Below are 16,095 nucleotides of genomic sequence, written 5' to 3'. Positions count from 1 at the left end.
GCGCCGCGGGTAGCAAATACCTTATCCTCGCCCCTCACTCTTCAAAGTGATAACTTTACGCAACATCACCCTCCAGTACGGAGAACGCTATCTCTTCCGTGACGCCACCGCCACCATCGGCGCCAAAGACCGCATCGGCCTCGTGGGAGCCAACGGAGCCGGAAAGACCACCCTGCTCAAGCTCATAGCAGGCGTCGAAGCCTACGATTCCGGGGGCATCGATAAAGCCAATTACGTATCCATCGGATACCTACCCCAAGACGGAATAGCCGCCCACGGAAAAACCCTTTTCGACGAAGTCCACACCGCCTTCTCCAACGTCATCGATCTTCAGCAAAAGATCGAGCAAGCCAACAACCGTCTCAACGAACTGGATACAGCGACCGAAGAGTATGCCGAAACCCTCGAGCTCCTCGGCGAAATGGAACTCCAGCTCGAAGACCTCGACGTCGCTCGTATCCCCTCCCGCATCGAGTCCATCCTCCTCGGCCTCGGCTTCCAGTCCTCCGACATGCAGCGCATGACCGACGAATTCTCCGGCGGCTGGCAAATGCGCATCGCCCTCGCCAAACTCCTTCTCGCCCAGCCCTCCCTGCTGCTCCTCGACGAACCGACCAACCACCTCGACGTCGAATCCCAAGCCTGGCTCGAAGACTTCCTCCGCCACTACCACGGCTCGCTGCTCATGGTCTCCCACGACCGCGCCTTCCTCGACTCCCTCATCACCCGCACCTTCGAAGTCTACCAAGGCGCCCTCACCGTCTACACCGGCAACTACTCAAAATACGAAGTCCAATCCGTCGAACGCCGCGCCCAGCTCGAAAAAGCCTACGCCAAACAACAGCGCGAACTCGCCAAGACCCAGCAATTCATCGACCGCTTCCGGGCCAAAGCCACCAAGGCCAAGCAAGTCCAGTCCCGCATCAAAGCCCTCGAAAAGGTCGAACGCATCGAGATCGAACAAGAAGCCGACCAAGTCGCCTTCTCCTTTCCCGAACCGCCCCGCTCCGGACAAAACGTCATCGAGGTCAAGAACCTCCGCAAATGCTACGGCGACCTCGAGGTCATCCATTCCGCCAACATCCGCATCGAACGCGGAGACCGCATCGCCGTCCTCGGCGTCAACGGAGCCGGCAAGACCACCCTCGCCAAGATCCTCGCCGGCGTCGAACCCTTCCAAGAAGGCGAACGTATCGTCGGCGGCAATACATCCATCTCCTACTTTGCCCAGCACCAAGCCGACGAGCTCGATCCCGAACTCGACATCTTCGAAACCATCGAACGCGTCGCCGAAGTCGGCAACAACACCTCGCTGCGCACCATCCTCGGCTCCTTCCTCTTCCAGGGCGACGACGTCTTCAAGAAAGTCAAAGTCCTCTCCGGCGGCGAACGCAACCGCGTCGCCCTCGCCAAGATGCTGGTCCAGCCCGCTAACTTCCTCATCCTCGACGAACCCACCAACCACCTCGACATCCGCTCCCAAGACGTCCTGCGCGGCGCCCTCGACAAATTCCCCGGCACCTTCCTCATCGTCTCCCACAACCGCGACTTCCTGGACAGCATCGTCACCAAAGTCCTCGAAGTCCGCAAAGACGGTCTCTCCCTCCACCCCGGCAACGTTTCCGACTACCTAGCCCGCCTCGAAGCCCGGAGAAGCGACCTCGCTGGCGATCCCAAAGCCAATCCCCCAAAAAAACAAACCCCAGACCCCAAAACCTCGAACGCGAGCTCGATGAACCCCAAGGAGCAACGCCGCCTCCGGGCCCAGCAGCAAGCCAAGCTCAAGCCCCTCACCGACAAGCTCAAGAAAGTCGAGAAGGAGATATCCGACCTCGAGTCCCAACAATCTGAATACGAAAACCTCATGGCTGATCCCGACTTCTACAAGGACCCCCAAAAGTCCCAAGAAGTCCTCAGCGCCTACGACGCCAACAAGAGCAAGATCGAAACCGCCTACGAAGAGTGGTCCGACCTCTCCGACCAAATAGCAGCCGCCGAGTAGCAGCGAGCGAGCGCCACCTCCTGCCTAAGCTGAGATTAGGTTGCCCTTACCTTTACCAACTTTAAGAAAGACCTATCCTCCTCAGCCTGCCGAAACGCCAATGACCGACACCGCAACCCTACCTCCGTTTATTTGCAAGTACGACATAGGCCCCCCCGCCACTGACCACGAGACCCGTCAGCAAGAGCTTGGCCATCTCGAAGGTCAGCGTAGGCAGTTCTCTCAGCTTATCATCCACAACCATTCATCTGATAGCCATGCCGCTACCGATTAACCTGGATAAGCTCCTACGCCAGCGCCAAGTGGAGGGCGAGCGCATCGAATACAAACAGGGCTGGAATCCCGACGCGATCCTCCGCACCCTCTGCGCCTTCGCCAACGATTTTGAAAACCTTGGCGGAGGCTACGTCATAATCGGTCAAGACTGCGACGCAGCAGGCCAACCGATCTTCCCTCCTCTCGGTCTATCAGACTCCCAACTCGATAAGATCCAGCAGGAGTTGCTCGGCTTCTGCAACTTGATCCAGCCCCCTTATTACCCGCATCTGAGCGTCGAGCGCGTCGCAGGTCGAAACCTGATCGTACTCTGGGCTCCCGGCGGGCCGACACGTCCCTACAAAGTTCCGAAAACCGTCACCGCGAAGAACAAGGAGTATCGATACTACATCCGCCGCTACGCCAGCACCGTAGAAGCCAGGGGCCAAGACGAGCGGGAACTGATCAGTCTCACAGCCCAAGTCCCTTTCGACGATCGGATCAACCAAACCGCAGCCGTGTCCGACTTGTCGCCACGCCTCATGCAGGAGTTTCTAAGCGAGGTCGGCAGCGCTTTGGCGGACGAATCATCCACGCTCCCAACAGAAGCCCTCGGACGCCAAATGAAGATTGTGGCAGGTCCGAGCGAATCCCCACTGCCGCAAAACGTTGGGCTGCTCTTCTTCAGCGAAGATCCCCGCCGATACTTTCCTGCCACCCAAATCGATGTCGTCTACTTTCCCGAAGGTCCAGGCGGCGATCAATTCGAGGAGAAAATCTTCGCGGGTCCGCTAGCACGGATCACCCAGGATGCCATTTCTTTTATCCAAAGAAACTATCTCAAGGAAACCGTCATCAAACATCCCGACCGGCCGGAAGCGGAGCGCTTTTGGAATTACCCGCTAGCCGCCATTGAAGAAGCTGTCGTCAACGCCGTATATCACCGTTCCTACGAAATCCGCGAACCCATAGAAATTCGCATCTCCCATGATGATCTCGTGGTCCTCAGCTTTCCTGGCCCCGATCGCTCCATCAAACTCGCCGATCTACAAGCGGGCCGGGCCGTAAGCCGCCGCTACCGAAATCGCCGCATCGGCGAATTCCTTAAAGAACTCGACCTCACCGAAGGCCGCTCGACGGGTATCTCCAAAATACTCAAAGTCATGGCCGCCAATGGCTCGCCATCACCCGAGTTCGAGACCGACGACGACCGCACCCACTTTCTCATCCGGTTGCCCGTACACAAGAAGGCCGCTCAATTGGAGAAACAGACGGAATCAGTTCAAGAGGCGCTCACCGAGAGAGTCAGGACCAAGCCTGCACGAGCTCGGCCCGAGTTGCGGCCCGAGTTGCGGCCCGAGCTGCGGCCCGAGTCACAGCTAGAATCGCAGCTAGAGTCGCGCATCGCCGCTAAGGTTCTACTGGCCCTCCGCATTCACCCACATGGCAAGGCAGAAATAGCCCCGAAGCTCGGCCACAAAACCGTGTCTGGGGAACTGAAGAAACAACTCAAACGCCTCCTGGCCCGAGATTTGATCGAAATGACCATTCCCGAGAAACCCACCAGCCGCTTGCAAAAATACCGCCTTACCGAAAAAGGCCGAGCCTTACTCGCCACACTCGATCTTCCCGAAAACCGATAATTGAGAACCGTATAATTTCACCATATACGAACCCGACTATCAATTTCTTGGAATCACGAAAGTGAGCGCCCGCAACAGCAGACTGGCTGTAGCCGAGCTCTGCTAAAAGCAAAATGCCTTTCCAAAATTCGCCCCCATGGAACGCCTCGTCTACGTATTGACTCCGCAAGGACGCCAACTCGAGTGCTCCCTTCGCCTCACGCGTCTCATGAAGTGGGACGCCTTTAGCGAAACCGACCTCTCGAACCTCAAGGTCCTCTTCTCAAAAAAATACGAGCCCATCCTCACTCCCGCCGACCGCAGCATCGTCATGGGGCTCATGCAGCTTATCAAGCGGGAAGGACAATGGCCTATCCTCGATGGACAGTACGGCTTCGAGCTCCTCAAAAAGATGCTCGAGCTCAAATCCGTCTTCTTCGCCTTCGGCGCCCATCGCCCCCTCGTCTGGAGCGATCCCCTAGAAGGGACCCTTGGCTGGACGCCCACTCTCGGCCGCGAAGGCGAATGGGAAACCACTGCAGCCACGCCTCCCGGCACCCGCGCCTTCCCCCTCAATCCGCCCATCTACATCCAAGGCGACGAGTGCCGCTGCGGGCCGCTCGCCACCACGCAGCCTCCTGCCCTAAGCATGCGCTGGCTCGCCGCCCGCAGCATGAAAGCGGCGGATGTATCCGGATTCTGTCTACGCCTCGCCAAAGAGTTTCCAAACGCCACCTTCCCGACCCCAGAATTCGCCCGACTCGAGGAATCGCAAGACGTGAAGCCCGTCGCCGTCCTCACCATCCAGCAAAGAGCCCTCACCGAAAAACGCGAACGCGACGAGGCCTGGATCGAACTGCGAGACCGCCTGCGCCTACGCCTGCGCTTTCGCTACGGCAAAGCCCTCGTAGCCTGGGACGCCTCCGAGAGCGCCGTTTCCTATCGCGAAGACGGCGCCATCAAACGCGTCCCTCGAGACCGAGACTTCGAGGAGCAAACCCAGCAAGCTCTCAAAACCTGGGGATTCGAGCCTTCCCAGCAAGCGGGCAACCTTGACCTCTTCAACTTCGACAGTTCCACCTTCTCCATCAGCAGCGGCTTTTCCTGGCGGAGCTTCCTCGAAGAAACCATTCCCGAGCTAGACGCGCAATGGGAAGTTGAATACGCCAAAGGACTCACCATCGCCCTCGCCCAAGACTCCGACCTCCTCGCGGAAGTCGAAAGCGATGGAGCGGGTGGATTCGCCCTTAGCCTCGACTTGAAAACGAAGGGACGCCGCGAAGCCTTGCTCCCCGTGCTCCACCGTACCCTCCGACGTCAAAGCGACCGCGGTCTCCCCCAGCTGCTCGCCTGGCTACGCGAAGAAAGCTTCGCCCTACGCGTTTTCGGAGACCAGCCGGAAGCGACCCACCTCGTCGTCCTGCCAAGCTCCACCCTCGCAACCTTCGCCGACCAACTCTACGAACTCTACGACCGCAACCCCTTCGACACCTCCGCCCGGGCCCGCGTCAGCCAGTGGCGCCTCGGCGAACTTGCCGCCGCCGGACTCGTGGACGCGAGCGCCCTAGAAGGCATCTCCAAGGTCCTCGCCCTTTGCGAACGCATCGGAGCCGGCATCGACGTTCGGGAACGCAAGACGCCCCAAAACCTAGCCCTCAAGCTGCGCGACTACCAACGCATGGGACTGGGCTGGCTCACCGCCCTGGACGAAGTAGCCGCCGGAGGAATTCTCGCCGACGACATGGGACTCGGCAAAACAGCCCAAACCATTGCCCACCTCCTCGACCTCAAGCAACGCGGCCGCCTCGCCAACGGCGCCCTAATCGTCGCGCCGACCAGCGTAGTGGATAACTGGATAGACGAACTGGAACGCTTCGCCCCCACTCTCAAAGTCGCACGTTTCCACGGCAAGGATCGCGACCGCGCCTGGCAAGGCGTCGGCTCCTGCGACGTTACCCTCACGAGCTTCGCTCTGCTCCGCCTCGAAAGCGAACGCCTCCAGTCCCGACCTTGGACCCTCGCCATTCTCGACGAGGCCCAAAACATCAAGAACGCCGCCTCCCAAACCGCCGCCACCGCTCGCGGACTCCGGGCCGAACGCAAGCTCTGCCTCACCGGCACTCCCATCGAAAATCGGCTCGAAGACATCTGGTCCCTCTTCGAATTCCTCCTCCCCGGCTTCCTCGGCGACGAAAACACCTTCCGCTCCCGAATCGTACAAACGCTCAAGGACGCCGGCGACTCCAGCTTCGCCGAAGAAGTACGCAACCGCCTCAAGCGACGCCTTAGCCCCTTCGTGCTCCGCCGCACCAAACGCGAAGTCCTCAAAGACCTCCCTGAGCGCACCGAGGTCGTGCACGCCGTATCCATGACGCCAGCACAGCGAGACTTCTACGACACCTACCGCAAGGAAGCCCGCGCCGAAATCGGCACCAGCCTCGCCGTCGGCGGTATCGCCGGAGCCCGCATGCTCATCCTCGCCCGCCTCTTGCGACTGCGCCAAATCTGCTGCGATCCCCGCCTCCTCGAAGAAGGCGCCTCCCACTGCGACTCTGGCGACTCCGCCAAACTCGAAGCCCTGCTCGAGCTCGTGGAAGAGCTCATCGGCCAAGGCAGCCGCATCCTAATCTTCTCCCAATTCACCTCCATGCTGGAGCTCATCGCCGACGCCCTCGACGACGCCCGCATCGAACGCCTCATCCTCACCGGCAGCACCAAGGACCGAGCCAGCGTCGTGCAATCTTTCCAAGAAGGCCAAGCCCCCGTGTTCCTCATCAGTCTACGGGCAGGCGGCGCCGGGCTCAATCTCACAGCTGCGGACTGCGTTATCCACTTCGATCCCTGGTGGAACCCAGCCGTAGAGCGCCAAGCCAGCGACCGCATCTATCGCATCGGCCAACAAAAGCGCGTCTTCGTCTACAAGCTAATCGTAGACGACAGCATCGAGTCCAAGATCCAACACCTGCAAAAGGCCAAGACCGAACTCGTCGAAGAACTGCTCACCGAAGGCAACGTCGAGCGACTCGAAATCGATCAAGACACCATCGACTACCTCCTCGACGACTAAGAAGCCGCCTTGCAAACCTAGGTATCCAATAAAAACCTACTCTCCACACCCTCCGTCCTTGAAGCCACAGTCCCGGCAGGCGCGACACTTCCCGTCGTGTACATACGCCATGGAACCGCACTTGGGACAGGACTCGGCGCTCTTATTTTGGATACTTCTAACAACAGAAGTCTTGCTCTCCTCTGACGGCTTGATCGTCACTGCACCGCTCTGCGCCTCCACCGCAGCACCCGCATAGTCGATTAGCTTTTCACCGTTCGACTCTGGAAAGAGCCACTGCAAAATCTGCATCATGGCATCGACCACACTCTTGCAGGTCTTGATTTGCTCAGCGACGCCATCCTGGTCGCCGACCTTGGTGAACCCGCTCGGATCGAACGCCGTGTAGCGAAACGACTCGATCAAGCTGGAAAGCGGCACCCCATACTGAAGGGAAATCGAGAAGGCCTTGCAAAAGCTCTCGAACATGCCGTTGGCAAAGGAACCGGCTTGGCCCACGCGGCCAAAGACTTCGCCGCAGCTTCCATCTGGATAAATTCCTACGGTGAGAAAACCTTCCATCAAGCCACCGCCTACCTCGAACTTCAAAGTCTGGGAAATGCGGCGCCCCGGCAAGCGTACCCGCCGCGGCTTGCTCGCTTCCTTGACGATCTCGCCAACCTGCTCGCGCACGCCTTCCACGAGATCCTTCCAAACGTATTCAGGATTCCACTTTCGCCCCTCTGGCGTATCCACGTTAAAAACGGATATCCCCTTCGAGTCCGCCCGGTAGAGCGCAACGCACTTAACCCCCATATCATGGCAATCGACGAGGCACTGCTTAATATCCTCCCGCGTTGCCGTATACGGCAAGTTCACCGTCTTCGAAGTCGCCCCCGACAAGAAGGGCTGGATCGCGCCCAACATGCGCATATGCCCCTTCGCCTGGATCGACCGCGAGCCGCTGCCGGAAGTCGCCGAACAATCGAAGGCCGCCCGATGCTCAGGCTTAAGCCAAGGAATGTCCTCCACGTGGCTCGCCCCCGCGAGCACGACGCCTTCCTGCTGGTCCGCGGTACCGTTTTGCCCTTTTTCCCTCAGCTCGGTGAGATAGGCCTCAAGCTTGGGAACGTCGCCAATCTTGAATCCGATAAGCTCGTTCAATTGATGCCGAATCGGGCCAACCTGACTTTCGTCAATATACTGTCGCAGGTGCCTTACGACCTTCGCCATGCTCGCTCCGCAGGCAGTGTACAGACCATCGAGACCGGCCACTTCCAACGCCGCCTCGCAAACCTGCTGCGTAGTGTAACCTTGGGTACGAAGCCCTTCCAAGGCCAAGGTATTGAACATCTTCAACATCCCTCCCCCTGACAGGTTCTTGTACTTAACCAGCGTATAGTCCGGTTCGGCCGAAGTCGTTCCCTCGTCATAGATCCCCATCGGAGCGGAGATCGTCCCTGTCGGAGCCATCACCGTAGTGAAACTGTTGCGGAAGCGCTTCGCGGCGAGCACCTCATCCCAGGTCGCGGAGTTTACAGCCTGAAGCTGATCGGCAATACCCGGGGCCGCCACGGAATGCTTCTCGAAGCTCCGAGCATACCCCTTCAAGACATCGAGCCCCGTCAAGCCTTGGGCCATAGGCAACCGCGAGCTGCGCGACTTGAAGATAGCGTTCGCCTCCTTCTCGATATCCTTGCCCTCGCTGAATGCTCCCGAGAGATCCTGCACCGCCTTGTGAAGTTCAAGCACTTCGCGCAAGTCTGACTCGGTGGATTCAAAACGTGGATACGCTCCCAGCTCCTGTCCCATTTCGGCGCTGGCCTTCCAGCAGGTCGAAGTCAGCAAGCTAACCAACTGGCTCGCAATCAAACGCCCCTCGTCACTGTCGTAGGGAATCCCCATCGCCATCAATAGACCGCCCACGTTCGCGTAGCCAATTCCAGTGGTGCGATACCGATAAGTTCCCGCTGCGATTTCGGGAATCGGAAAGCCGCCTTCTTCGATATTCAGATCCGCCGCGATCATGGCCAGCCGGATCGCCTTCTGCAACGGCTCCACCTTCATCTTCTTCGTCTCCCGATCGTAGAAACGAAACACGTTGAAGCTGGAGAGGTTGCAGGAGGTGAAGTTGAGGTGCAGGTATTCCGAGCAGGGGTTGCTGGTGGAAATATCCCCATCCGACTTCACCGGATTCCAGATATTGATAAAGTCGTTATTGTGCGTCCCCGGTTCCGCATTGTGCCAAACGCACTCCGCGATCGCGTCGAGGATGCTCTCCGCCTTGAACGTATCTTCGACCTTCGTCGGATCGCTCACCCAACGAGTCGCATATTCGCCCTTGGTTTGGTACGCCTTCCAAAAATCTCCCTTGAGCGAAACGGAATGGTTCGCGTTCTGATGCCCCAAGGTCTCCCCGTAAAGCAAGTCGTCCATTCCAGAATCATAAACCCGATCCGTGACCATCGGCATGTCGAGCACGATACGAGCCGCCATGCGCTCCGCCGGCGACCCCTTCTGAGCAAACTCCTCCGCCTTCTTCTTGAGAGCCACCGAGACATTGTGCTCGCGCAACACGATCTTGCCGATGTCCTCCTGCTCGTTCTTGGTGGAAATGAACTGGAAAATATCCGGATGGTCCGCGAACAACAACACCATGCGAGCCGCCCTGCGCGTCTTGCCGCCCGACTTGATAGCGCCCGCCATCCGGTCGAAGCCCTTGTCGAAAGAGATCGGCCCCGAGGCGAAGCCCTTGCCCGCGATCGGTTCCTTCGAGGAGCGAATCGAAGAGAGGTTCACTCCGATGCCCGAACCACTGGAAAAGACCCCGCCTTCCGCGATTTGGTGGCTGAGGATTTTTTCCATCGAGTCCTCGATGCCCATCAAGAAGCAAGCGGAAGCCTGAGGGTGTAGGTACGCGTTGGATACTTCCTTCACTTTCAGATTCCGGTCGTCCGCATCCCCCTCCGGCAGAAACGCCTTGAAGGCGCGATTGCCTCGATTGTCCATCACCGTGCGTAGATCCGGCCGTCCCCAACGCCATTGCTCCCAGTGGCCGATATTGAACCAAACCGGAGAATTCGGCGCCCACATCTGAAAGGCCAAGAGATACTTCAGTTCGTGGTTGTAGGCAAGCGCGTCCGCTTCCGTAGCGAAGTAACCGTGCCTCCAGCCCCAAACCGTATAGGTATTGGCAATCCGATCGAACGCATGCCGCAGGGAGTCTTCGTACTCGGGCGTCTCCGGATCGCGTCCGAAAAGATACTTGCTAGCCGTGATCTTCAGGGCGTTCTCCGCCCAAAAGGAAGGCGCCTCCACGCCCTTGCGCTCGTAGCTGGGCTTGCCGGTCTTCCAGTCCATGATGACGACGTCACGTCGCTCCCAAGTGATGCTCTCGTAAGGATTTTTCCCGTCGCTGGTGAAGACTCGATCTACCGTCAACCCTCCTAACAGATCCTCGCGCGGATCAAGCTTTATGCTTTGGCCAAACCCAACATCGAGGCAGGTTTCGGAAGATGAATCGGTGACGTCGAGGGTTTTCATAAGAGTCAAAAAAATGAGTTCACGACACAGGCCTACGCGTAGCCCAAGCCTGAACCTACAAAGAGGATTGAAATGGGTGTGGGTTAAAAACTGAAATGCAACAAGGAGAGCGAAGCTGCGTAGCGACTTTCCAGAAACCGCAAACAGCATTACCCCTTCCGTATTACATCAACGGATACAAAAATAGAAATACGCATATCTCCTACCAGAACCGGCGTCCCAAACAAGAGGTGCACGCGTCAAAAATTCGGTCTAAGAAAGCGCCCCGAACACGCAAGGGAAGATCCTAGATCGAAAACCCAAAGGTCCGCTTCAAAGCCGACGGTCCCCTAAAATATCGCGAGACAAGCAGAGCAAGCAATTGATATTCAGCAACCTTCTAAAAACTAATTTAAAGCATTAGATTATATAAAAAGATCCACGAACCAGGATCAGCCGATCCGACAATAAAAGCTCTGCCTTGCCGCCTAGGGCTCAAACAAACCGAGAAATTCCACTTCATCAATTATGGCAACACCGAGGCGACTCGCTTCTTGCAACTTTCGCCCCGGAGAGCTTCCCACGACCAGATAATCGCACTTGCCGCTCACGGTTTGGCGTACCTCGCCCCCGGCCTTCACAACTCGTTCGCTTGCCTCGGCACGAGTCAGGGAATCGAGTTTCCCCGTGAAGACGAATACCTTCCCAAACAAAGCCACCTTCGCCACCTCAATCGTACCCCCTCTTTGGATACACACATCCAAGGAAAGCAAATCCTCCCATTCGCGTCGATTCGATTCCTGTTCGAGATACCCCAGCAAGGCGGTTCTTTCTACCGGCCCGAGCCCCAGAGACTCCGGACGACCTAGATCTTCCAGACTCCCGAGGACCTCCGCAATTCGCCTAGCCCTTACCTCCCCCACTCCTGGTATTCCCAGCCCGTAAATGACACGCCACATGTCCCGGCCGCGGCTGGCCTCTCGCGACTCCAGCAGACGCTCGGCCGTCGCAGAAGCGACATGGGCCATTTCCTCCAGCTGCTCGCGATCCACCCGGTACAGGTCGCCGATCCGCTTCACCCTTCCCGCGTCTACCAACGCTCCGATCGTCGCAGCGCCCCACCCCTCGAAATCCAAAGCCTCCCGGGAAACGTAATGCTCCAAGCGCCGCTTCAAGCGCTCCGGACAACCGCTAGCCGCGCAATAGATCTTAGCGCCCCCGTCCGCCTGGCTCAAAACGCCTCCGCACGACGGACAACGAACCGGTGGAGCTAGCGGCGAACTGGCGGGGTCGCGCTTGGCGAAATTCACAGCCACCACCTGCGGAATGATCTCGCCCGCCTTCTCGACAAAGACGCTGTCGCCAATGCGGAGGTCCAAGCGCTCGACCTCCTGGAAATTATGCAGGCTCGCACGAGCAATGCGACTGCCTGAAACCGTCACCGCTTCCAACTCCGCCACTGGAGTGAGCACTCCAGTCCGCCCCACTTGATAATTCACGGCCAGCAAACGCGTCTCCGCCAACTGCCCAGAGGACTTGTAAGCCAGCGCCCAGTGCGGAGCCTCGCGACTTTCACCCAAGCGAGCTTGCAGAGCGAAGGAGTCAAGCTTCACCACGGTTCCATCCGTTGGATACGGATACGAAAAGCGCTCCCGCTGCATCGCCTCCACTGCAGTCAACAGGCCCTTCCAAGCAAACGCTTCCCGGCGTTCTGGCAAAACCGGCAATCCCCAACGGTCCGCGAATTCGTAGAACTCCGCTTGCGATGCAGGACCCAAATTCGCCGGCTCCACGCCGCCCACTCCGAAAAAAACGATCGAAAGACGCCGCCCTTTTACCTCCTCAGAGTCGTTCAATTTAGCTGACCCCGCCGCCAAGGATCGGGGATGCGATAATGCCGCTTCATTCGCCGCCAAGCGATCTTGGTTCACCTTCCTAAAATCCTCGAAGCTCACGAAGATTTCTCCACGCAGTTCAATGCGGCGCGGTTCCGCTCCGCCCGCCAAGGTCCGAGGGAAGCCCACAATGCCTAAAACGTTTTCGCTGATATCGTCCCCCTCCCATCCATCTCCACGAGTAACCGCTCGTACGAATTGGCCGTTTTCGTAAGTCACGCTCACCGCCATGCCATCGACCTTAGGCTCGACCGAAAAGCGAAGGGCGTCCGCTCCAGAAACTTCCAGCACGCGATCGTAAAACCGTCTCAGTTCAGATTCCGAATAGGCCTTCTCCAAACTCAACATCGGAGCCAAGTGCCTCGCCTTGGCAAAGCCCTCCCCTCGGTCGTCACCGACGCTCGCCTCCTCCTTTCCACCGAAAATCGCTTCCAACTGCAGAAACTCACGCTTCAGCGCGTCGTACTCCGCGTCGCTGATTTCCGGAGCCGCCCGCCGATAATACAGCTCATCATGGTAGGCTATCGCTTCCTTCAGCTCCCGCCAACGCGATTCGCTTAGGTCCTGAACAGGCTCGGAAACCGATGGCTGGTCCGGTTGCGCCTGAGCGCAACACAGAATTATGGATACAACGAACAGGCTAGCTGCAACTCCACGGAGCCGCCTAAGGGAAATGGGGTAACAGTCCACCCACTACCCCTCGTACGAAATCAAGGTCTTCGCAACCGAAAATCCTCGAGCGCACCGCTCGACAAAAGCTCCCTGCTCAATACACGCGCAGTCGATAGAAGACACGATCCTGCACGGGCGACTCGGTCGCAAGCTGGACTCGGTCGTAGCGCGACTTCCCAGCCACGCCGTCCTCAACCACCACCGCTGGTTGCGAAACCGCAGTCCAAACCTTCAAATCGGTCGAGACCTCGAGAACGAAATCAAACGTGCTCACCGCTTCGTCGAGCCGAACGTAACGAATGCTACCCGGAGCCGCGCCCTCCCCGAACTCCAGCAGGGCACCGTCTCCCACCGTCGGGTGACCTCCGAGACAATACTCAGCGAACAAGCTGTAACCATCGCCATCCAAATCCGCATGCGGGCTGGCCTTGAAGCTCTCCAGTCCGCTTTCCGAGAGCCAGGCCTCGAAGTCCGCGCCCAGCACCAGGCTCAAGTACAGGGACTGGTTGGCCCGCCCTGCGCCGAAGCGATTCCAAGCCGTTGCCGCCGGCTGCCCACTGGCCTCCACCGCACTGAACGCCCCGTCGTAGGAACCGAAGTACAACTGCCCGCTTCCGCTCAAAAGCGGCGATGAATCGATGTATCCAAGCGACAATGACTCCCACAGGATCTCTCCCGTCTCCGACAGGGCGCTAATGCCGCTCACTCCATTTCCCAAGTAGGAGCCCACGTAAACTCGGCCCTCGGAATCCACCGCTGGCGTGGAATAGAATACATCCCCCACGTAACTCTCCCAAAGGTATACGCCGTTCTCGTCGAGCGCGTAGACAAAGCCATCTCGGCTCGCCACCACCAGGCTTCCATCCTCCCGAATAGCGACTCCCGTATCGATCTTCTCAGGAACCGCGAACTCCCAAAGAAATTCACCCTCCAAGGTCAAGGCATGCACCTTCCCGTCGCCGCCGCCCACGTAAACAGCGCCCTCCGTTCCAATCGTAGGGGGGGACTTGATACGACGATCCCCTTCCTCGATATCCAATCCCGTCGCATAGGTCCAACGCAGCTCCCCTGTATTCGTAAACGAATACAAAATGCCATCAAAGGCGCCCACGTAAACGTTTCCCTCCTCGTCGATCGCGGGCGAGGAATCCATCTCCTCCCCAACAAAGTAGAGCCAGCGGAGTTTGCCGGCCGGAGTCAGCGAATAGAAGAATCCGTCCGACGCTCCGAAAAACAGGTTTCCTTTGGCATCCAAGGACGGCGAGGCCACGATCAAGTTCTTCGCCTCGAAGGACCATTCGAGCGCTCCGGAAGCCGTCGAGACCGCATACATACGATTGTCCCAGGAACCGAAATACAGGGTTTCCTCGTCGAAGCTCATGGTCGGCGTCGAATCCACCCAGTCCCCAGTTTCGAAGCTCCAGAGCAAGCTGCCGCTGGGAGAGAGGGCGTATACGAACTTGTCACGACTGCCAAAGTAGAGGTTCCCCTCGCGATCGGCCGCAGGCGAACCAAAGATCTGGTCACCCGTCTCGAAGCGCCATTGTTCGTCGCCCGGCGCCGCGCTTAGCGAAAGGGCTAAGCCCGCGCCGGCTGCTGCAAAAAGTCCCAGTTTCCTGATAGCATTCATAACAAGCGTTCTTTTTTCTAAGCTTCCCAAGGCACGAAGAGTTCGAACAAAGCTCCTCCCGCCTCTCGGTTTCGACACGTCAAACGTCCCTTCAAGTACCGGGCCATTTGCGAGCTGATCGGCAAACCGATTCCCGCTCCGCCTTCCTTGGCGCTGACCTTCGGCATAAAGATCTTATCCAATTCGCTTTCGGGGATTCCTTCCCCTTCGTCGCTCACCGTAACTTCCAGTCCCTTCTCATGCCCGACCAAAGTCACTTGCAAGAGGCCGTTCTCCGGCGATGCGTCGATCGCGTTTTGTATCAGGTTTGTAACGACAAGCATTACCACCCGAGCTCGATAGGAGTCCAGTTCCCCCTCGCCCACGGCATTCCATTCGAAACATACCTTGCCCTTCGCCGAAACCTCGGAGAACTTTCCCTTCAAGTCGTCCGCGATTTCCGAAACGCTTAGATCGAAATCGCCGCCTCCTTCTTCCCCGCCTTGCAGGAGCGACACTACTTCGTCGACCATGCGCTGCATGCGGCTCGAGGCTTCGCGAATTTCCCGAAGCTCCTCGTTTTCTTCCGCATCGCCCGCCTTCAACTCCTCGCCTCTGACCGCTTGCTGAACCCCAGCCAGCGGATTGCGGAGTCCGTGTATCAAGTGAGCGGTTACAGATCCGAGAGCGGAGGTCCGAGCCAGCATCGCCAACTCCGTATTCGCCTTGCGCAAGCGTCGGGCCTGGCGGCCGACCGCCTGCTTCGCTCGATTCAAGCTCGCCCAGGCTACGGAGAACAGGAGCACCAGCAACAGGCTGCCCACGCCGCCCGCTACCACCGCCTGGCTTACGATACGCTGGTTAAGCAACTCGAACGAGCGCTTCAAGGCGCTGCCTTCGATCAGGAAGCGACCTATCCCCAGGAAATCCCCCTGCGAAGAATGGAGGGGCAAGTAAACCGTCTGCACGGGGATCAGCTGATCCTGGCGGTAGCCGAGATCCATGATATCGGATAGAGGCATCGCATCGCTGAACTCGGTCCAACCTTCTCCCAGCTTCGCGCTCTCCAAAACCTCCGGTTCGACGACCACCTCCCTCAAGGCGTCCGAAGTCGAGCGCACCAGCTTGCCTTGCGGATCGTAAAGCTGGGCGGCGAACACGCGATCTACCGCAGCGACCTCCAGCACCGATGGCCACAAGTCATCCAAGGGCAAAACCTCGAAAGAGAACAAGAGCACGTCCACCTCCGTCTGCTTGACCTGGTGCGACAAGAGCATCCCCAGCACCGACTCGTCGCGCGAGGTCAGCTGCTTGCGGATATCGTCCCTCAAAGTCAGCGAGACCCAGATGACGATCCCCACGAAAACGCAGAGCATCGTCACCAGCGAAAAGCCTCCGAGCAGCGAGGCCACGATGCGGCCCCGCTTCAGTTTCAAGTTCTTGGATGGAGTAAGCATACGCTACCGAACGAT

General features: G+C 58.4%; 7 protein-coding genes. 3 read left to right on the top strand and 4 right to left on the bottom strand.

Annotated features, from left to right (window positions below; all coding sequences use genetic code 11):
• Positions 1-46 precede the first annotated feature (46 nt).
• The 3 genes from QEH57_RS07415 to QEH57_RS07405 all read left to right on the top strand — a co-directional run bounded on the left by QEH57_RS07415 (position 47) and on the right by QEH57_RS07405 (position 6,946).
• Positions 47-2,002: an ABC-F family ATP-binding cassette domain-containing protein gene (locus QEH57_RS07415; RefSeq protein WP_309006071.1), complete on the top strand. Its 1,956-nt coding sequence runs from the start codon at positions 47-49 to the stop codon at positions 2,000-2,002.
• A 257-nt stretch (positions 2,003-2,259) separates the two neighbouring features.
• A complete protein-coding gene (locus tag QEH57_RS07410; RefSeq protein ID WP_309006070.1) occupies positions 2,260-3,900 on the top strand; it encodes an RNA-binding domain-containing protein in 1,641 nt (546 codons plus the stop codon).
• Positions 3,901-4,036: 136 nt separating this feature from the next.
• Positions 4,037-6,946, top strand: a complete 2,910-nt coding sequence (locus QEH57_RS07405; protein ID WP_309006069.1) for a DEAD/DEAH box helicase — start codon at positions 4,037-4,039, stop codon at positions 6,944-6,946.
• A gap of 36 nt (positions 6,947-6,982) precedes the next feature.
• Here QEH57_RS07405 and QEH57_RS07400 read toward each other — a convergent pair whose 3' ends face one another.
• From QEH57_RS07400 to QEH57_RS07385, 4 genes are all read right to left on the bottom strand, one after another.
• Positions 6,983-10,468, bottom strand: a complete 3,486-nt coding sequence (locus QEH57_RS07400; RefSeq protein WP_309006068.1) for an adenosylcobalamin-dependent ribonucleoside-diphosphate reductase — start codon at positions 10,466-10,468, stop codon at positions 6,983-6,985.
• A gap of 467 nt (positions 10,469-10,935) precedes the next feature.
• Positions 10,936-13,032, bottom strand: a complete 2,097-nt coding sequence (gene ligA / locus QEH57_RS07395; RefSeq protein ID WP_309006067.1) for an NAD-dependent DNA ligase LigA — start codon at positions 13,030-13,032, stop codon at positions 10,936-10,938.
• A gap of 76 nt (positions 13,033-13,108) precedes the next feature.
• Entirely contained in the window at positions 13,109-14,644 is a 1,536-nt protein-coding gene (locus QEH57_RS07390; RefSeq protein WP_309006066.1) for a PQQ-binding-like beta-propeller repeat protein, read from the bottom strand.
• A 17-nt stretch (positions 14,645-14,661) separates the two neighbouring features.
• Positions 14,662-16,080 carry a HAMP domain-containing sensor histidine kinase gene (locus QEH57_RS07385; protein WP_309006065.1) on the bottom strand — a complete coding sequence of 473 codons (1,419 nt, stop codon included), beginning with the start codon at positions 16,078-16,080 and terminating at the stop codon, positions 14,662-14,664.
• Between the last annotated feature and the right edge of the window lie 15 nt (positions 16,081-16,095).

The sequence above is a fragment of the Pelagicoccus sp. SDUM812005 genome (assembly GCF_031127875.1).
Taxonomy (GTDB): domain Bacteria; phylum Verrucomicrobiota; class Verrucomicrobiia; order Opitutales; family Opitutaceae; genus Pelagicoccus.
The sequence above is the reverse complement of the archived record's forward strand: the minus strand, read 5'-3'. Positions and strand labels throughout refer to the sequence as shown.

Bases quoted from the DNA above. Each gene is read 5' to 3' on its own strand.
- QEH57_RS07400 (WP_309006068.1), bottom strand. From the start codon at position 10,468: ATGAAAACCCTCGACGTCACCGATTCATCTTCCGAAACCTGCCTCGAT.
- QEH57_RS07410 (WP_309006070.1), top strand. From the start codon at position 2,260: ATGCCGCTACCGATTAACCTGGATAAGCTCCTACGCCAGCGCCAAGTG.
- QEH57_RS07385 (WP_309006065.1), bottom strand. From the start codon at position 16,080: ATGCTTACTCCATCCAAGAACTTGAAACTGAAGCGGGGCCGCATCGTG.
- QEH57_RS07390 (WP_309006066.1), bottom strand. From the start codon at position 14,644: ATGAATGCTATCAGGAAACTGGGACTTTTTGCAGCAGCCGGCGCGGGC.
- QEH57_RS07405 (WP_309006069.1), top strand. From the start codon at position 4,037: ATGGAACGCCTCGTCTACGTATTGACTCCGCAAGGACGCCAACTCGAG.